This is a genomic window from Lysinibacillus sp. FW301-JW8 (assembly GCF_058788755.1).
Genome location: NZ_JBYTBB010000039.1, coordinates 24,136 through 40,809, shown reverse-complemented (window position 1 = coordinate 40,809; position 16,674 = coordinate 24,136). Strand labels below are relative to the sequence as shown.

Genomic DNA, 16,674 nt, shown 5'->3' with positions numbered 1-16,674 from the left:
TATCATTAAACTATTTCGATAAAATGCTTTGATTGTTCGTCTAACGCCTCTGCTGCACTGGCGATTTCAGCAAAATCGTTGGTTGTCACAGATATTTGTCCATTTGTTTTTTCAACTTTTTCAGCTATACGTGTAATACTTTCCGTAACTTGTCCTATTTCTCGCTCTATGCCCTCAATATTATCCTTTACTTCAGAGATAGATTGCTCAACTCTTATGGATAGCTTTCTCACCTCTTTTGCTACAACATCAAAACCTCTCCCATATTCTCCTGCCCTAGCTGCTTCAATAGCTGCGTTTAATGCCAGTAAATTTGTCTGAGAAGCAATTTCTTGAATAGTTTTCACAATGCCTTTAATAGATTCAGCTTGCTTTTGCAGCTGTGCAAGATTTATTACATTATCGGCAGACTCTTTTGATACTTCCCTAATAGTCTCTAGTAAACCTTCACTATTTTGAATACCAGCCTCTGAACGGCTATGAAGTTCTTTTGACATCTCCTTTAATGTCTCAGCTACACTTACGATCTCATTTTGACGGTCTGTAATATTAGTAGCAATTTTTGATACACCAATCACCTTTCTAGAATTATTTGCAAAGACCGGCATATAGGTGGCTTCAAGCCAAACTCTATTTCCGTTCGCATCCAATCTTTCAATTTTATCTTGATAGCTATTACCAGCGGCTAAGTTCCGCCAAAATTTTTCGTACTCCACACTATTACTAAATTTAGGTAAACATAAATCTTTATGATCTTTTCCTATCATTTCTGCTACTGTATAGCCTAATGTTTTGGCAAAATGTGCATTTACAAAGGCTACTTTACGCTCCATATCAAAACGAATAATAGCAATATTTCGTTCAATTGCCTGCACCACTAAATCATCTGTTACTTGTGTATCGATTTTCTGCATAATCTACACCTCTTTATTCAATTTTATAAAAAAAGATTTATTTTAACTAAAAATTTAATTTTTTCCATTTTAGCTCCTCATTAATCTTTGCAGAAAAAACATGGGCAATCATTACCCATGTTTTAATAACTGTAATACTTCTTCTGATGTAGTAGCTACATCAATTAGTGACTTTTGTTCCGCACGAATAAATCCTTCTTCAAGCATTTTCTTAAAATGCTGTAAAAGTGCATCATAAAAACTATTTACATTATATAAAATTACTGGCTTTTCATGTAGTCCAATTTGTGCCCACGTAAAGACCTCAAAATACTCATCCATTGTGCCACCACCACCTGGTAGCGCTATAAAGGCATCTGCAAGCTCTACCATTTTTGCCTTGCGTACATGCATAGACTCAACAAAATGAATTTCTGTTAATGAAGCATGGGCTAATTCCCGCTTCTGTAAATGCGTTGGCATCACACCAATTACCTCTCCACCAGCGGTTAAAACAGCATCTGCCACCTTTCCCATCAACCCACTTTTTGAACCACCATAGACTACACCATGACCATTTTGAGCCAACACTGCACCTAATTCTGCTGCCTTTTCTGCATAAACTGGGTTTTTGCCTAAACCAGAACCACAATACACCGCTATTCTTATAATAATCCCTCCTACTTAAAAGACGTGAAACAATAGCTATTTATATTGTCTCACGTCCTTTAATCATTTATTTTCTTTAATTGCTTATTTAGATATTTTTAGTTAAGGTTCTTGTAAATTTCTATTTGCGTAAATGGCTTGTTTGTTTTAGCATATGACTGATACGGCTCACAATTGATTCAATTGCTTCAGGATTTTTTAATAAATCATAATCATTAATATCTAAACGTAAAACTGGGCATGAATTAAAATTATTAATCCAGTTCTCATAACGTTCATGCATTTCAATCCAATAATCATTTGGTGTCTGCTGCTCCATTGCACGGCCACGCTCTTGAATACGTCCTATGACCGCATCAATTGGTCCCTCGAGATAAATTAGTAAATCTGGATGTGGGAAGTAAGGTGTCATTACCATTGCATCAAATAAATTTTTATAAGTCTCGTAATCTGTTGGACTCATTGTTCCTTTATCATAATGCATTTTTGCAAAAATTCCTGTATCTTCGTAAATAGAACGATCCTGAATAAATCCACCGCCATATTCAAAAATACGCTTTTGCTCCTTAAAGCGTTCCGCTAAAAAATAGACCTGCAAATGGAAGCTCCATTTTTCAAAGTCCTCATAAAATTTATCCAAATATGGGTTAGTATCTACTTTTTCAAATGATGTACGGAAACTTAGTGCCTCTGCTAACGCTTTTGTCATCGTTGATTTCCCTACACCTACAGTACCAGCAATAGTAATAACGGTCTGCGGAGGAATATCGTACTTCTCTCTTAAATTCATTGTTGCAAGCTCCTTTGTTGTAACGTATCCTTTATGATTTGCAAAACATAGTTTAAATCATCCGTGTTCTTAACAAAGTCAATCTGATCTCCATTAAATCGAATGACAGGGATTTCAGGGTGCATTTTCTCAAAATGCTCGATAAAAGAGTGATAATCTGCCACAAGTTGCTCCATATAATCCCATGCAATCATCTTTTCAAATTCACGTCCACGCATTGCAATACGCTTCATCAATGTTTCAACACTGGCATGTAAATAAACAACAACATTAGGTACAGGCATATCCTTCGTTAGTATTTTATAAATTTCTTCATACTTATCATACTCGGTTGGTGCCAATGTACGCTTTGCAAATATTAGATTTTTAAAAATATGATAGTCCGCTACTACAGGCTTTTGATGTGCTAAGCGAAATTTTTTAATATCTGATAATTGTTTATAGCGATTACATAAGAAAAACATTTCAGTTTGGAAGCTCCACTCCTCAATGTTTTCATAAAACTTATTTAGAAAAGGGTTTTCGTCTACTATTTCCTTTAATAGATGGTAATTTAATGTCGCTGCAATCTCTTTCGATAAAGAGGTTTTACCAACACCAATCGGACCTTCTACCGTAACAAATGGAACCGTCACCAGAAGCTCCTCCTTTATGTTCTATGGATTCTATTATCAATTCCCTCTTCGCCTGAGGATATTATATAAATCAGTGCTTTTCATTGTATCATAGTGCGAAAATGAAAGACAGAATCAAGCTAATCTCTCTATTAAATTTACATATTAAAAAACGACCCACCGAGGTAGGCCGTTATCGATCATTATAATTTAACACGCTGTAATCGAAGTGCGTTTAAAACAACTGAGACTGAACTAAAGGCCATTGCTGCCCCTGCTACCCAAGGAGCAAGTAAACCAATTGCAGCAATTGGTATACCTAATGTATTGTAAGCAAATGCCCAAAATAAGTTTTGTTTAATGTTGCGCATTGTTTTACGGCTCATAATCATGGCATCCGCGATACTGTTTAAATCACCACGAATCAGCGTAATATCTGCTGCTTCCATAGCTACGTCAGTGCCGGTACCGATTGCCATCCCAATATTAGCTGTAGCAAGTGCTGGTGCATCATTAATGCCATCGCCTACCATCGCCACTTTCTTGCCCGTAGCTTGCAGTTTTTTTACTTCATCTGCTTTCCCTTCTGGTAGTACCTCAGCAATAACATGATTCACCCCAACTTCTGCTCCGATAGCTTGGGCTGTACGTTCATTATCACCAGTCATCATAATAACTGTAATACCCATATCTTGTAGACGACGAATCGCCTCCTTAGAAGTTTCTTTAACAGTATCTGCTACTGCTACTAGACCAGCATATTGACCGTTGATAGCAGCTAACATCGCTGTTTTACCGTTTTCCTCTAACTGCTCCATTTTCGGTAGAATGTCATCAATAGGAATACCATATTGTTGCATCAATTTACGTGTACCGATAACAACTCCTTGACCAGACACTGTCGCTTGCACACCATAACCTGGTATCGCTTCAAAGAATTGAACATCACCTAGCTGAATACCACGATCTGTAATGCCTTGAACAATTGCTTCTGCTAATGGATGCTCTGATTGCTTCTCTGCTGCACCTATTAACGATAAAAATTGTGCTTCGCCTTGCTCTGCCGCTAGTATAACATCAGTTAATACAGGTTTTCCGTGTGTTACTGTACCTGTTTTATCTACAACAACCGTATCGATACTTTGCGTCTGCTCTAAATGCTCGCCACCTTTAAATAAAATCCCAAACTCTGCTGCACGACCAGAGCCTGCCATAATAGATGTTGGTGTTGCTAATCCGAGCGCGCATGGACATGCAATGACAAGAACTGCGATTAATACTTCTAATGCAGGCGTAAACTCACCCGGTTGTACCCAAAGAATCCAAACTAAAAACGTAATAATTGCAATTCCAACAACAATTGGTACAAATATGCCGGAAATATGATCTGCTAAACGCTGGATTGGAGCCTTTGAGCCTTGTGCATCTTCTACCACTTTAATAATCTGTGCTAAAGCTGTATCTCGACCTACTTTTGTTGCTGTCATTTTAATAAAGCCATTTTTATTTATTGTTGATCCAAATAATACATCACCTTGCTTTTTATCAACAGGAAGACTTTCCCCTGTCAGCATTGACTCATCAACAGCGGTTGTTCCTTCTAAAACTTCACCATCAACTGGAATTTTTTCACCTGGTTTTACTAAAATAATGTCACCAATAGCTACTTCTGCTAATGGTACTTCTTTCTCAACACCATCTCGAACAATGACTGCCGTTTTTGCTTGAAGGCCCATTAACTTTTTGATTGCTTCAGATGAACGACCTTTCGCTTTTGCCTCAAATAATTTTCCTAATAGAATTAAAGTAATTAATACCGCGCTTGTTTCAAAATAAAGGTGCGGGCCATGATGTGAACCAGCTGTAACAATTGCTTGATAGACACTATAAAAGTAGGCTGCTGATGTACCCATTACTACTAGTACATCCATATTGGCACTACCATTTCGCAAGGCTTTGTAGGCACCCATATAAAATTGTTTCCCTATTATAAATTGAACGGGCGTAGCTAATAACATTTGTACCCATGGATTCATTAGTATATCTGGTACATATAAAAACGAAGTAAATGAAAAATGACCAACCATCGTCCAGAGCAATGGTAGTGAAAGAATAGCTGATAAAATAAATTTATGCTGCTGTTGTTTGATGGCCTTTTGACGATGGTCTACGGCTTCTTGTTCTTCAGCTTTTTGATGGGCCTCATAACCTAATTTTTCAACCTTTGCAATGATATCTGCAATGGACACTTCAGATGGGTTAAATTCAATTGTTGCCTTCTCAAGCGCTAAGTTTACATTTGCAGATGAGACACCTACTAGCTTATTTAATCCTTTTTCTATACGCGTAGCACAGGCTGCACAGGTCATGCCCGTAATGTCAAATTCAGTTTTCTGTTTAACAACGCCATAACCAAGTGCCTCTATTTTCTTTTCAAAATCTACTTCACTTAGTTTGGATGAATCGTACTTAATCGTTGATTTTTCAAGCGCTAAATTAACAGTGGCCTGTTCAACACCATCCATTTTATTTAATCCTTTTTCTATACGAGTGGCGCAGGCTGCACAGGTCATACCCGTTATTTGCAGGTTGGCCTCTTTTACTTCTGTACTCATTTCTTTCACCTCTCCTTATACCAACAGGGGGTATATATCACTTAAAATAATAGAGTGCTACTTGAGCACCCTACATATTTTATTTTACATCATAGCCTTGGTCATCAATTGTTTCTTTAATTTGATCTAAAGATACTTTTGCTTCGTCAAATGCAACATCTACTAAGCCTTCTGTTAGGTTCACTTTCACTTGGTCAACACCAGTTAATGTTCCCACACTTTTTTCAACTGCATTTACACAGTGTCCACATGACATTCCTTGTACATTTAAAGTTACATTTTGCATAAAATATCTCTCCTCTTTGTTTATATTAAATAGGGGTATATATTTACAAATATTATTTTTTCATTAGCTTTTGAATGGTCACTACTAATTCATCCAATACTGCTTCATCACCCTCAGATAGGCGGTCCACAACACAACCCTTTAAATGACCTTCCAATAATATTTTTGCTACACTATTTAAAGCAGATTGTGTGGCAGATAACTGCGTAATAATATCATCACAATAAACATCTTTTTCGATCATTCCCTTAATACCACGAATCTGACCCTCTATGCGATTTAAACGAGTCGTTAAATCCTTTTTTACACGTTCAGGATGATGGCTTTTTCGACAAGATGTAGTTTCCTCCGTATGACAAGTAACCTCTTTCGTTATGTCTTCCATTCCATACACCTCCTATTTCACTTTCATCATACTATACCCAAGAAGGGTATGTAAAGTAAAAAATTTTATTAATGTTGATGATCATGATGAGACGGTTCTGCTTTTAATTGGCATAAAATTGAATTGTCATGCTGATGTGCTGCAGTTTCTAATTGAATTGTTACATGCTTAATGCCCTTATGCTCAAGATTATGTTCAATTTCTCGTAATATATTCTCACTATCCGTAATTTTCAACTGATCATCAACCACTGCGTGACAGGAAAGTGCATTCGTTCCACTTGTTATTGTCCAAATGTGTAGATCATGTATACTATGAACACCTTTTGTTTGCTCAATTGTTTGAATAATTTCTTGAATATCGACGTTTGAAGGAGTTCCTTCCATTAAAACATGGACTGCCGCCTTCGTTACATAGTAGCCACTTCTTAATACCAGTAATGCGACAATTACACTTGCCAGCGGATCAGCCCAGCCCCAACCAAAAAACATAATTAGTAGAGCAGCAACAATGGCTCCTACAGATCCCAGCATATCACTTAGTACATGTAAAAATGCACCTCGCATATTTAAATTATCCTTTGTGTCACTGCCCCTCATCATTATCCAAGCCACCAAAATATTAATAAGAAGACCAATCGTACTAATAATGAGCATACCTTTAGTTGCCACTTCTGGTGGATTTGCAAAGCGCTCTATTGCCTCATAGAAAATAAATAATGCTATTAAGATTAATGTCACACCATTTAACACCGCAGCTAAAATTTCAAATCGTTTGTAACCATATGTTTTACTGTAATTTGCTGCCTTCTCTCCAAACATAAATGCAAGTAATGCTATTGCTAAAGAAATTGAGTCACTTAACATATGTCCTGCATCTGATAAAAGAGCCAAACTATTTGTTAAAAAGCCACCAATTGCTTCAACCACCATATATCCTGTAATTATAATAAATGATAATATTAACACTTTTTTATTAGCGCCATGTGTATGATCATGGCCGTGATCATGATTATGTCCCATGTTTTTTCCCTCCGTTATATTTAATTATGTGCAGCATGTTCAATCGCTTGCTTCAGTAAATTCATAATGTGGTCATCATCCTTCGAATAGTATAAGGTTGTGCCCTCTCTTCGAAATTTCACTAAACGTAAATTTTTTAAAAAACGTAATTGATGCGAAACGGTTGATTGGCCTAAATCTAAGATTTCCGCGATGTCATTAACGGAATGTTCATCTGTACACAATAAATTTAGTATACGAATTCTTGTAGGATCACTTAATGCCTTAAAGGTTTGCGATACAACAAATAGTGTCTCCTCGTCTAAATGCTGATCGTTGTTTACTTTAGCCTCTGTTAATTTTTCATCCATTTAGTTTATCCCCAATCTTTTATATTTATATATGAGCATGTGTTCATATATAAATATAAATGGTACTTTTAGGAATGTCAACATTTAAAGTAGCATTTACCAATTAAGCAGGATACACTACTTTTAAGGAGAGATATTTAGTGGATATTTTCGAAACAGATCGTTTATTTATGAAACAGGCATTAGAAGAAGCACAGAAAGCCACCGCACTTGGAGAAGTACCTATCGGGGCTATACTTGTTTACAATGGAGAAATTATTGCAAGAGCCCATAATTTACGAGAAACAACACAAAATGCAACCACACACGCTGAGCTGGAGGTTATACAGGAGGCTTGTAAAAAAATTGGTAGCTGGCGTTTAGAAAATACAACACTTTATGTAACGCTTGAACCTTGCCCTATGTGCGCAGGTGCTATTTTACAGTCTCGTGTGCCTCGTGTTGTATATGGTGCACGAGATCTAAAGGCTGGCTGTGTTGATTCCCTCTATCATCTGTTAAATGATGCACGCTTTAATCATGAATGTGAAGTAACTGAAGGTATATTAGCCGAGGAATGCGGACAAATATTAACTGATTTTTTCAGAGCTTTACGTGAAAGGAAAAAGGCAGAGAAAGAGGCTCGTAAATTAGCTGAACAACAATAAATAAAAAAACCAAACAACCGAAGTAGCAATATGCCCCTGTGTGAAAGCAAGGGGACAGTGGCAGAAGGATGTTTGGCTTTTTTTGTTATAGTAATCAATATATAAGTTCTAATCATTCGGCTGCTTCATATTGTACCCTACTTCAAAAAAGATCAATATTTAACCATAAAATCTTTATAGGTATCCAAACCATTTTACATTGCTCCAATACATAATCGTGATTCAGTAATATTCACAGTTTACCAGCAACTAATTAGCCCTCGAGAATCAGTTTGAACTCTTTTCCTTTTTGGACATATGTGTCAATCGATAATTGAATTAGCTCAAAGTCTTTATCTTGTAAGGAGCGAATAACCTTACCTGGTGATCCAACAACTAATGAACGTGGAGGAATCCTTGTACCTTGTGTAATAAGCGTATTTGCTCCAATAATACATTCCTCTCCAATTTCAGCATAATCTAAAATAACCGACCCCATGCCGACAATTGTACGACGACCTATTTTACAGCCATGTAAGACCACCTGGTGGCCAACTGTTACTTCGTCTTCTACAATAACAGGCGCCCCTTCAAATAAATGAATTGTTACATTATCCTGAATACTACAGCGTTTTCCAATGCTGATTGTATCTTCATCTCCTCGTAATACTGCATTAAACCAAATTGAAGATTCTTCATCTATTGATACATCCCCAATGATATATGTTCCTGGAGCTTGAAATACAGATTCGTGTACAACTGGTTTTTTTGTGGCGTATGTAATCTCCATAAAATTCACCCTTCCATTTGTCTGATTATTTTGTTAAATTTAATATAACACATTTTAAACGGGAGGTGTACTTATTGAATCAATTATGTTCGATTTTAAAGATTCAATACCCAATTATACAAGGAGGAATGGGAAATATCAGCAGCCCTGAACTCGTAGCTTCTGTGTCAAATGCAGGAGGATTAGGAACAATCGGCTGTGGGACAATGACACCGGCAGAAGTAGAGAAGCGCATAGAAGCTACAAAACAACTGACGGAAAAACCATTTGCTATTAATATCCCAATTAATGTTAATCCTTATGCAAAAGAATTATTACAAATGGCTATAACACTTAAAGTACCGGTCGTTTCTTTATCAGCAGGAAACCCCGAACCATTTATCAAGAAGCTACATGCCCATAATATTTGTGTAATGGTGGTTATAGCAGCCGTCAAACACGCTATCAAGGCCGAACAAGGCGGTGCTGATGTGCTTGTTGTAGAAGGATTTGAAGCGGCAGGGATTAATTCAAATTTAGAGCTGACAACATTTACTCTGATTCCACAAGTTGTTGATGCGGTTTCGATTCCCGTTGTGGCAGCAGGTGGTATTGGTGATGGGCGAGGATTGGCAGCTTCATTCATGCTTGGGGCAGCGGGTGTACAAATGGGAACACGTTTTATTGCTACACAGGAAATGCCTGTACATAAGACCTATAAACAAAGGCTACTGGATGCAACCGATGTAGAAACGGCTATTCTTGGCAGATCAGTTGGGCAAATACGTCGTGTATTAAAATCACCTTACACAGCTGAACTTCTGTCAGATGAAGGAATAGGCATAACGCTTGCTGATTATCAAGAACGTACATCTGAAACGTATCATATCAAAGGAGCCATTGAAGGAAACGAAAAGGGTGGTTTTATGAATAGTGGACAAATTGCAGGGATGATCCAAGACTTACCGACTGTTTCCACGCTTATCAACAATATGATGACCGATGCACAGAAATGTTTAAATCGCGCATTGCTTACTAATTTTCAGTCTCAATAAAAGGAAGGACATAAGCGACCATGATTGACTTAAAACAAGTTATTAACGGGGCAGTTGAACCACCCGCATGTGATCAAACGTTATGTATTAAATTAATCTCGGCTATTGCTGGAGATGCTATTTGCTCATGGGAGATTAACGAAAATTTTTTAAACGGTCATCAAATAGTAATGGGTGGATATATAGCTTCTGCGGCTGACATTACGATGGCATATTCGATGGCTTCTGTACTAGAAGAAAATCAAGTGTTTTCAACCATTAATTTACAAACAACATTTTTACGACCTCTTCACGTAGGTATTGCCACTGTTGATTCAAGGATCATAAAAAAAGGACGGAAAACTTGTTATGTGGAGGCGATAGTTTCACAAAATGAAAAATATGTTGCTAAAGTAACGTCTTCTATAATGATTCTTTAAAATTAAAAGAGCTCCCCTTATATTGGATGAGCTCTTTTGTGTTTTTAATTATCAGCGTGGAAAATCTCCTCAAAGAAACGATAGGATGGCTCTTCCAGTAATTTATAGTATTGTTGAAACAATAATGCTGCGTGATTTCCACTCCACATAGGAGGTAATAATTCTTGTGGAAGACCTGGATCGATAAATAGAAATTTACGATATTCATGAACAAGATTTGTACGCTCTACAAAACATTCAGCATCTGACATTTCTTCTTTAGAGATGGCACTTTGATGCACGATATATTGCTTGCTATATTGATTCATAAATTCCTCATATCGCGCTTCAATTTCTGTCAATGACCAGCTTTTTTCAATAAGTGCTTCATGATTATGCGGCCCAATGTATTCGGCTGAAAAGAAATCTACGTAATCAGCAATATCATATTTTTGAATAAGCAATTTAACTTCTTCTTCTAAGTTGTTGGGCGATATCCAGCAGCCATTTGAAAAAGAACCAAATCCGCTCCATAAGAGTTCTTTGCGTAATTCGTCTCGAATCTGACGTTTGTCTTCTGGAATAGTATACATCAGAAGTCGCCATTTTTGGTCCCATTTGTTGGGTTTCAGTTTAAAAATACGATTGGCCGCTTCTTCCATTCGTTTTTTACCTCGTTTTGTTAAAAAATAATAACTACGGTTCCCTTGTTTTTCAGATTGTAACCACCCTTGTTTGACCATTCTAGATACGGATACACGTACATTTTGCTCTGTATGACCAAATTCCTTCAATAAACGAATTAAGCTACCAATCCAAATTTTAGAACCGTAGCGCATAATATAATCACCATAGAGTGTAAAAATCATTGACTGTGTATTAGCGCCCATCTTATCCCCCAACTTTCTTACTTATTTCCCTTGAAATACAGGTTGACGTTTTTCACTGAATGCCTGCAATGCTTCAAGGCGATCCTCTGTCGGAATGACTAACTCATACGCCTTTGATTCGATGGCAAGACCTGTTTGTAAATCTGTGTTCATTCCTTGTGAAATGGCGTATTTTGCTTGACGAACGGCTACTGGACCATTTTGCATAATACGTGCTGCAAGTGCCTCACATTCAGATAATAACAATTCACGTGGCACCGTTTTTAAAATGATACCTAGCTGTACAGCTTCTGTTGCTGTAATTTTTGCCGCTGTTAAAATCATTTCTTTTGCCTTCATTTCACCAACTAGTCGTGGCAGTCGTTGTGTTCCACCCGCGCCAGGAATAATTGCCCAACTCGTTTCAGTTAAACCAAGCAATGCCTCTTCAACAGCAATCGCAAAATCACAGGCTAATAACCATTCAAAGCCACCACCTAGTGCATGTCCATTAACCGCTGCAATAGTGGGTTGTGGTAAACCTGCGATACTATTAAACACGTCTCGAATCGCTCGTACATTTCGACGTACTTCCTGTGGTGTTAATGTTTTTCGCTCTTTTAAATCTGCACCTGCACTAAATGCCTTCTCACCCGCACCTGTAAAGATGACGGTATGGACGTTATCAGCTATATGTATCTCATCAACAACTTGTTGTAATTGAGATAACGTTGTATAATTGAAACAATTTAACGTCTCTGGTCGATTTATTGTTATATAAGCAATATAATTGTTTATTTTAAATGAAATTGTATTCATATGCAAACCCCTCTTTTTTTAATCCTATTTTAGTAAAAACCGGCACATTGAATGTGCCGGTTCCTCTCTAAGATTCTATATTTGCTATAATTGTTGCGATTCCTTGACCAACACCGATACACATAGAAGCCAGTCCGTAATGTACGTTTTGTTTCTTCATTTCGTAAAGTAACGTTGTTAAAATACGAGCACCACTTGCACCTAGTGGATGGCCGAATGCAATCGCACCACCGTTTACGTTCACCGTGGCTGGGTCTAGTTCAAGCTGTTTCATGGATTCTAATGCTTGTGAAGCGAATGCCTCGTTTAGTTCATAAAGCCCGATATCCTTTGTTGTTAGCCCTGCACGATGTAGCGCTTTTTTAGAAGCATAAATCGGTCCTAATCCCATAACAGCAGGCTCTAATCCCGCAATAGCTCCTGTTACATAACGTGCTAAAGGTGTGATATTCAGTTCCTTTGCTTTGTCAGCACTCATTAACAATAGAGCAGATGCGCCGTCATTGACACCAGAAGCATTACCAGCTGTTACTGTGCCGTTTTCGAAAATGGGACGTAATTTGGCCAGTGCTTCAAGTGTCGTTTCTGGACGCGGATGTTCGTCTGTATCAATAATCGTTTCATTGCCTTTTTTATCTTTAATGCGCACGGGTACGATTTCATCTGCGAAACGATTTTCTTCAACCGCCTTTTTCGCACGTTGTTGGCTTTCAAAGGCAAAGGCATCTTGTTCTTCACGGCTAATGTTAAAGCGTTGTGCCACATTTTCAGCTGTTTGTGGCATTGTATCAGCTCCATACATGGCTTGTAGCTTTGGGTTTGTAAAACGCCAACCAATCGTTGTATCGAATAATTTTTGATCGCCACGCGGATAGTCTACTTCAGGTTTTCCCATGACAAATGGTGCTCGTGTCATGCTTTCTGTACCACCCGCTATAAAAATATCACCTTCACCACTTTTGATAGCACGGGCTGCGAAGTGTACAGCATCCATTCCTGAACCACATAATCGATTTATGGTTGTTCCACCAACCCCAATTGGTAGCTCTGCAAGTAAAGCGGCCATACGTGCAACATTTCGATTATCTTCACCAGCTTGGTTAGCGTTTCCGAAAATAACATCTTCTATTTGTTCAGCGGGCACTTTGGGATTTCGTTCCACAAGTGCTTTAATCACTATGGCAGCTAAATCGTCAGGGCGTACAGATTTTAATACGCCTTTATATCGTCCAATTGGTGTACGTACAGCATCTACGATAACGACTTCCCTCATTTTCTTATCACCTCTTTTTGCTCGGTATAGTCATAAACACCTTTTCCACTTTTACGTCCTAAACGCCCAGCTTGTACATATTGTTCAAGTAGTGGTGCTGGACGGTATTTTTCACCGAGTTTTTCATGTAAATAACGCAAATTATTTAGGCGTGCATCAAGACCAACTAAATCTACCAACTCAAATGGACCCATTGGGTAATTTAAGCCAAGTTTAATTGCTTTATCAATATCTTCGGGTGTACCTAAACCCTCTTGTAACATGTAAAATGCTTCATTACCAACGAGTGCACTGATACGACTAGTAACAAAACCTGGGAATTCGTTAATGATAACAGTTTGTTTACCCATTTGTTCAGCGATTTCTCGAATTGTTTGTGCAGTCTCATCGCTTGTTTCAAGACCTCTTATAATCTCGACTAGCTCCATTTTATGTACGGGATTAAAGAAGTGCATAGCGATTGTTTGTTCGGGCCGTTTCGCATAAGAAGCAATTTCTGTTGGACTCATTGTTGAGGTATTTGTCGCAAATAAACAGTAGGGGGATGCAAACTGTTCCATTTGTTCAAACACAGCTTTTTTAATGTCTTTTTTCTCTGGCACAGCTTCAATGATTAAATCTGCATTTTTTGCAACAGCCGCTAAGTCTGTCACATAAGCAAGACGTAATCTAGCTTCTTGAGCTTGTTGAACTGTTAATTTTCCACGTGTAACGGATTTTTCAAAAATAGATGTAATTTCATTTTGGGCATTTTCCAACGCTTGTTCATTAATATCGATAATAGCTGTTTCAAAACCACCGACTGCGCTTACGTACGCAATTCCACGACCCATAACGCCTGATCCGATGACAATGACTTTTTTCATGAAAGCTACCTCCTTGTTGTGAAAACCATATACGAAGAGTGGGGATAGCTCATCGCATATGGTTTTTGTGGTGGTTAAACGCCCAGTGGGTTTAGTGGGCGGCTACCATAATATGAAATGATACTTTTAGTTTCTGTATATAAATCTAATGTTTCGATACATAACTCGCGACCGAAACCAGATTGCTTATAACCTCCAAATGGTGTACCTGGCATTGCAGAGAATGGGCAGTTAACCATTACTATACCTGCTTGGATTTGATTTGCGACACGTGTAGCACGTGCACCATCTTTTGACCAAACCGCTGAGCCTAGACCAAATTCAGAATCATTTGCTAAGCGAATCGCTTCTTTCTCATCACCAAATGGCATCACCACTACCACTGGACCGAATATTTCCTCACGTACAACTTTCATAGATTGATTCACATCTGTAATAACAGTTGGCTCATACCAAAAGCCATTTTCAAAGCCTTCTATTGTCGCAACTTTTCCACCTGTTAAAATTGTAGCGCCTTCTTCAATGGCAGATTGTACATAGCCATCGATGACGTTTAATTGATCTAAGTCGATAATCGCGCCCATATGTGTGCCCTTATCAAAGGGATCACCTAGTTTAATCGCTTTTGTTTTTGTAACAAATTTTTCTAAAAACTCTTCATAAATGTCTTTGTGTACATATAAGCGGGAACGTGCTTCACATGATTGACCGGAGTTATAGAAAATACCGTATAGTGAACCATCTACTGCAGCATCAATATCTGCATCTTCGAATACTAAATTAGGTGATTTACCACCGAGCTCTAATGTGACACGTTTTAAAGTTTGAGATGCTTTTTCCATAATGCCTTTACCGACTGGTGTAGATCCTGTAAATGCTACTTTGTCGACTTGTTTATGTTCCACTAAGTAATTCCCTACATCTTTTCCTGATCCTGGAATAACATTCACAACACCATTTGGAACGCCTGCTTCTAAGCAAATTTCTCCTAAAATAATTGCAGTTAAAGGTGTTAAAGAAGCTGGTTTGACAATAACGGAACAGCCTACAGCAATAGCCGGGGCAATTTTCCATGCAGTCATCATTAGTGGATAGTTCCAAGGAACAATTTGAGCGCATACACCGACAGGCTCTTTCTCCGTATAGTTATGGAATTGACCTGGCAAGTTGTTCACTGTACCACGGTGACCAACGATTGCACCTGCATAAAACTCAAAATCTTCGATTGCTTGGTGTACTTGACCTTGTGCTGTGCCAAGTGATTTTCCTGTATCAAGCATTTCAAGTTCTACAATTTCATTGAAGCGTGAACGCATGATGGCAGCAATCTTGTTGAGTACTTGTGCACGGCGATTAATAGGGTATTGTTTCCACTTTCCGTGATCAAAGGCCTCGCGAGCCGCTTGTACTGCGCGCTCAGCATCTTCTTGAGATGCTTTCGCGACAGTTGCAACAACTTCACCTGTTGCAGGGTTAATCGTTTGGAATGTCCCACCATCACTGCTTTCAACTTTTTCACCATTAATAATTAAATGGTAAAAGTCACGCTTCACTGATATTTGCTCTTGTACTTGTTGTGTCATTGCCATTCACTCCTTCTTATTGTCCGCTAAATTGAGGCTGTCTTTTTTCTGTAAAAGCTTTCATACCTTCTTGATAATCATCTGTAGTGCCTGCAATACTTTGACTTTGTGCTTCATACTTAAGGAAGTCTTCAAACTTTAGGTGTTCTGCTGCCTTCATATTACGTTTAATTAAGCCAATTGCTTTAGTCGGTAGCTGTCCAATCTGTTGGGCAAAGGTATGGACTTCATCTTCAAATGTGTCATCGCTATAGATAGCGGTTGCTAATCCTAATTGTTTGGCTTCATCTGGTTTAATACGTTGCCCGAGTATAGAAATTTCAAGTGCTTTGGCATCACCTACTAATTGTTTTAAGTAGTATAAATTCCCTGAATCTGGAATAAGACCTACATGAATGAAGGCATTCATAAAGAAGGATTTTTCTGCCATTACACGAAAATCTGCGGCAAGTGCTAGACTAAAGCCAGCACCTGCTGCGGCACCTTTCACAGCTGCGATAATCGGTTTTTCACAGCCATGTATTTGTTGCACCATTGGACCATAGTGATCTGTTAAAATATCACCAAGTTTCGTACCTTTATCGATGGCGGACAAATCTTGACCTGAACAAAATGCGCGTCCTTCACCACGTAATACAATGCATCGTATGGTAGCATCTGCAGAGGCTTGCTTAACAGCAGTGCGAATTTCATGATTCATTTGTGCTGTAAATGCATTTAATGTATCAGGGCGATTTAACGAAATATACGCCACAGATTCTCTTAGCTCATATCGAATAGTTTCAAACATAA

At 38.1% G+C, this 16,674-nt stretch carries 19 protein-coding genes; 3 read left to right on the top strand and 16 right to left on the bottom strand.

What is annotated here, in order from left to right; genetic code table 11:
- Nucleotides 1–5: 5 nt before the first annotated feature.
- The 9 genes from AC3WOM_RS15975 to AC3WOM_RS15935 all read right to left on the bottom strand — a co-directional run bounded on the left by AC3WOM_RS15975 (nt 6) and on the right by AC3WOM_RS15935 (nt 7,624).
- Nucleotides 6–914, bottom strand: a complete 909-nt coding sequence (locus AC3WOM_RS15975) for a methyl-accepting chemotaxis protein (protein ID WP_492447554.1) — start codon at nt 912–914, stop codon at nt 6–8.
- A 111-nt stretch (nt 915–1,025) separates the two neighbouring features.
- Nucleotides 1,026–1,550: an LOG family protein gene (locus AC3WOM_RS15970; protein WP_492447553.1), complete on the bottom strand. Its 525-nt coding sequence runs from the start codon at nt 1,548–1,550 to the stop codon at nt 1,026–1,028.
- Between the two features lie 133 nt (nt 1,551–1,683).
- Nucleotides 1,684–2,352 (bottom strand): deoxynucleoside kinase, encoded by a 669-nt coding sequence (locus AC3WOM_RS15965; protein ID WP_427545678.1) that lies wholly within the window; start codon nt 2,350–2,352, stop codon nt 1,684–1,686.
- Entirely contained in the window at nt 2,349–2,987 is a 639-nt protein-coding gene (locus AC3WOM_RS15960) for a deoxynucleoside kinase (RefSeq protein WP_427545680.1), read from the bottom strand. The genes AC3WOM_RS15965 and AC3WOM_RS15960 overlap by 4 nt, the downstream gene beginning before the upstream one ends.
- A 182-nt stretch (nt 2,988–3,169) precedes the next feature.
- On the bottom strand, nt 3,170–5,581 hold the full coding sequence (locus AC3WOM_RS15955; protein WP_492447552.1) for a heavy metal translocating P-type ATPase: 2,412 nt from the start codon (nt 5,579–5,581) through the stop codon (nt 3,170–3,172).
- A gap of 79 nt (nt 5,582–5,660) precedes the next feature.
- Nucleotides 5,661–5,867 (bottom strand): copper chaperone CopZ, encoded by a 207-nt coding sequence (copZ, locus tag AC3WOM_RS15950; RefSeq protein WP_427545684.1) that lies wholly within the window; start codon nt 5,865–5,867, stop codon nt 5,661–5,663.
- Between the two features lie 52 nt (nt 5,868–5,919).
- The gene (locus tag AC3WOM_RS15945; RefSeq protein WP_427545686.1) at nt 5,920–6,252 is read right to left on the bottom strand and encodes a metal-sensitive transcriptional regulator; all 333 of its coding nucleotides are present in this window, start codon (nt 6,250–6,252) and stop codon (nt 5,920–5,922) included.
- Nucleotides 6,253–6,320: 68 nt separating this feature from the next.
- Nucleotides 6,321–7,274, bottom strand: a complete 954-nt coding sequence (locus AC3WOM_RS15940; protein ID WP_492447550.1) for a cation diffusion facilitator family transporter — start codon at nt 7,272–7,274, stop codon at nt 6,321–6,323.
- Between the two features lie 20 nt (nt 7,275–7,294).
- The gene (locus tag AC3WOM_RS15935; protein ID WP_492447549.1) at nt 7,295–7,624 is read right to left on the bottom strand and encodes an ArsR/SmtB family transcription factor; all 330 of its coding nucleotides are present in this window, start codon (nt 7,622–7,624) and stop codon (nt 7,295–7,297) included.
- Between the two features lie 140 nt (nt 7,625–7,764).
- Between AC3WOM_RS15935 and tadA the strand changes: the two genes are divergently transcribed.
- Nucleotides 7,765–8,271 carry a tRNA adenosine(34) deaminase TadA gene (gene tadA, locus AC3WOM_RS15930; RefSeq protein ID WP_492447548.1) on the top strand — a complete coding sequence of 169 codons (507 nt, stop codon included), beginning with the start codon at nt 7,765–7,767 and terminating at the stop codon, nt 8,269–8,271.
- Between the two features lie 253 nt (nt 8,272–8,524).
- Here tadA and AC3WOM_RS15925 read toward each other — a convergent pair whose 3' ends face one another.
- The gene (locus AC3WOM_RS15925; RefSeq protein WP_492447547.1) at nt 8,525–9,040 is read right to left on the bottom strand and encodes a gamma carbonic anhydrase family protein; all 516 of its coding nucleotides are present in this window, start codon (nt 9,038–9,040) and stop codon (nt 8,525–8,527) included.
- 74 nt (nt 9,041–9,114) lie between these two features.
- Here AC3WOM_RS15925 and AC3WOM_RS15920 point away from each other — a divergent pair, with 74 nt between their 5' ends.
- Both AC3WOM_RS15920 and AC3WOM_RS15915 read left to right on the top strand, forming a co-directional pair.
- Complete coding sequence (locus AC3WOM_RS15920) at nt 9,115–10,074, top strand: NAD(P)H-dependent flavin oxidoreductase (protein ID WP_427545696.1); 960 nt, start codon at nt 9,115–9,117, stop codon at nt 10,072–10,074.
- A 20-nt stretch (nt 10,075–10,094) separates the two neighbouring features.
- A complete protein-coding gene (locus AC3WOM_RS15915) occupies nt 10,095–10,493 on the top strand; it encodes a PaaI family thioesterase (RefSeq protein ID WP_427545698.1) in 399 nt (132 codons plus the stop codon).
- 44 nt (nt 10,494–10,537) lie between these two features.
- Here the strand turns inward: AC3WOM_RS15915 and paaX are convergent, their stop codons facing one another.
- The 6 genes from paaX to AC3WOM_RS15885 all read right to left on the bottom strand — a co-directional run bounded on the left by paaX (nt 10,538) and on the right by AC3WOM_RS15885 (nt 16,672).
- On the bottom strand, nt 10,538–11,362 hold the full coding sequence (gene paaX, locus AC3WOM_RS15910; protein WP_427545700.1) for a phenylacetic acid degradation operon negative regulatory protein PaaX: 825 nt from the start codon (nt 11,360–11,362) through the stop codon (nt 10,538–10,540).
- A gap of 21 nt (nt 11,363–11,383) precedes the next feature.
- Nucleotides 11,384–12,160, bottom strand: a complete 777-nt coding sequence (locus AC3WOM_RS15905; RefSeq protein ID WP_492447546.1) for an enoyl-CoA hydratase-related protein — start codon at nt 12,158–12,160, stop codon at nt 11,384–11,386.
- Nucleotides 12,161–12,227: 67 nt separating this feature from the next.
- Complete coding sequence (locus tag AC3WOM_RS15900; RefSeq protein WP_492447545.1) at nt 12,228–13,433, bottom strand: acetyl-CoA C-acyltransferase; 1,206 nt, start codon at nt 13,431–13,433, stop codon at nt 12,228–12,230.
- Nucleotides 13,430–14,299 (bottom strand): 3-hydroxyacyl-CoA dehydrogenase, encoded by an 870-nt coding sequence (locus AC3WOM_RS15895; RefSeq protein WP_492447544.1) that lies wholly within the window; start codon nt 14,297–14,299, stop codon nt 13,430–13,432. Before AC3WOM_RS15895 ends, AC3WOM_RS15900 begins: the two co-directional genes overlap by 4 nt.
- A 74-nt stretch (nt 14,300–14,373) precedes the next feature.
- Nucleotides 14,374–15,882, bottom strand: a complete 1,509-nt coding sequence (locus AC3WOM_RS15890; RefSeq protein WP_492447543.1) for an aldehyde dehydrogenase family protein — start codon at nt 15,880–15,882, stop codon at nt 14,374–14,376.
- 16 nt (nt 15,883–15,898) lie between these two features.
- Nucleotides 15,899–16,672 carry an enoyl-CoA hydratase-related protein gene (locus tag AC3WOM_RS15885; protein ID WP_492447542.1) on the bottom strand — a complete coding sequence of 258 codons (774 nt, stop codon included), beginning with the start codon at nt 16,670–16,672 and terminating at the stop codon, nt 15,899–15,901.
- Nucleotides 16,673–16,674: the final 2 nt, after the last annotated feature.

Excerpts from the sequence above, each read along its gene's own strand:
- AC3WOM_RS15975 (WP_492447554.1), bottom strand. The coding sequence starts at position 914 with ATGCAGAAAATCGATACACAAGTAACAGATGATTTAGTGGTGCAGGCA.
- AC3WOM_RS15965 (WP_427545678.1), bottom strand. The coding sequence starts at position 2,352 with ATGAATTTAAGAGAGAAGTACGATATTCCTCCGCAGACCGTTATTACT.
- AC3WOM_RS15955 (WP_492447552.1), bottom strand. The coding sequence starts at position 5,581 with ATGAGTACAGAAGTAAAAGAGGCCAACCTGCAAATAACGGGTATGACC.
- copZ (WP_427545684.1), bottom strand. The coding sequence starts at position 5,867 with ATGCAAAATGTAACTTTAAATGTACAAGGAATGTCATGTGGACACTGT.
- AC3WOM_RS15945 (WP_427545686.1), bottom strand. The coding sequence starts at position 6,252 with ATGGAAGACATAACGAAAGAGGTTACTTGTCATACGGAGGAAACTACA.
- AC3WOM_RS15940 (WP_492447550.1), bottom strand. The coding sequence starts at position 7,274 with ATGGGACATAATCATGATCACGGCCATGATCATACACATGGCGCTAAT.
- AC3WOM_RS15935 (WP_492447549.1), bottom strand. The coding sequence starts at position 7,624 with ATGGATGAAAAATTAACAGAGGCTAAAGTAAACAACGATCAGCATTTA.
- AC3WOM_RS15925 (WP_492447547.1), bottom strand. The coding sequence starts at position 9,040 with ATGGAGATTACATACGCCACAAAAAAACCAGTTGTACACGAATCTGTA.
- AC3WOM_RS15915 (WP_427545698.1), top strand. The coding sequence starts at position 10,095 with ATGATTGACTTAAAACAAGTTATTAACGGGGCAGTTGAACCACCCGCA.
- paaX (WP_427545700.1), bottom strand. The coding sequence starts at position 11,362 with ATGGGCGCTAATACACAGTCAATGATTTTTACACTCTATGGTGATTAT.
- AC3WOM_RS15905 (WP_492447546.1), bottom strand. The coding sequence starts at position 12,160 with ATGAATACAATTTCATTTAAAATAAACAATTATATTGCTTATATAACA.
- AC3WOM_RS15900 (WP_492447545.1), bottom strand. The coding sequence starts at position 13,433 with ATGAGGGAAGTCGTTATCGTAGATGCTGTACGTACACCAATTGGACGA.
- AC3WOM_RS15895 (WP_492447544.1), bottom strand. The coding sequence starts at position 14,299 with ATGAAAAAAGTCATTGTCATCGGATCAGGCGTTATGGGTCGTGGAATT.
- AC3WOM_RS15890 (WP_492447543.1), bottom strand. The coding sequence starts at position 15,882 with ATGACACAACAAGTACAAGAGCAAATATCAGTGAAGCGTGACTTTTAC.
- AC3WOM_RS15885 (WP_492447542.1), bottom strand. The coding sequence starts at position 16,672 with ATGTTTGAAACTATTCGATATGAGCTAAGAGAATCTGTGGCGTATATT.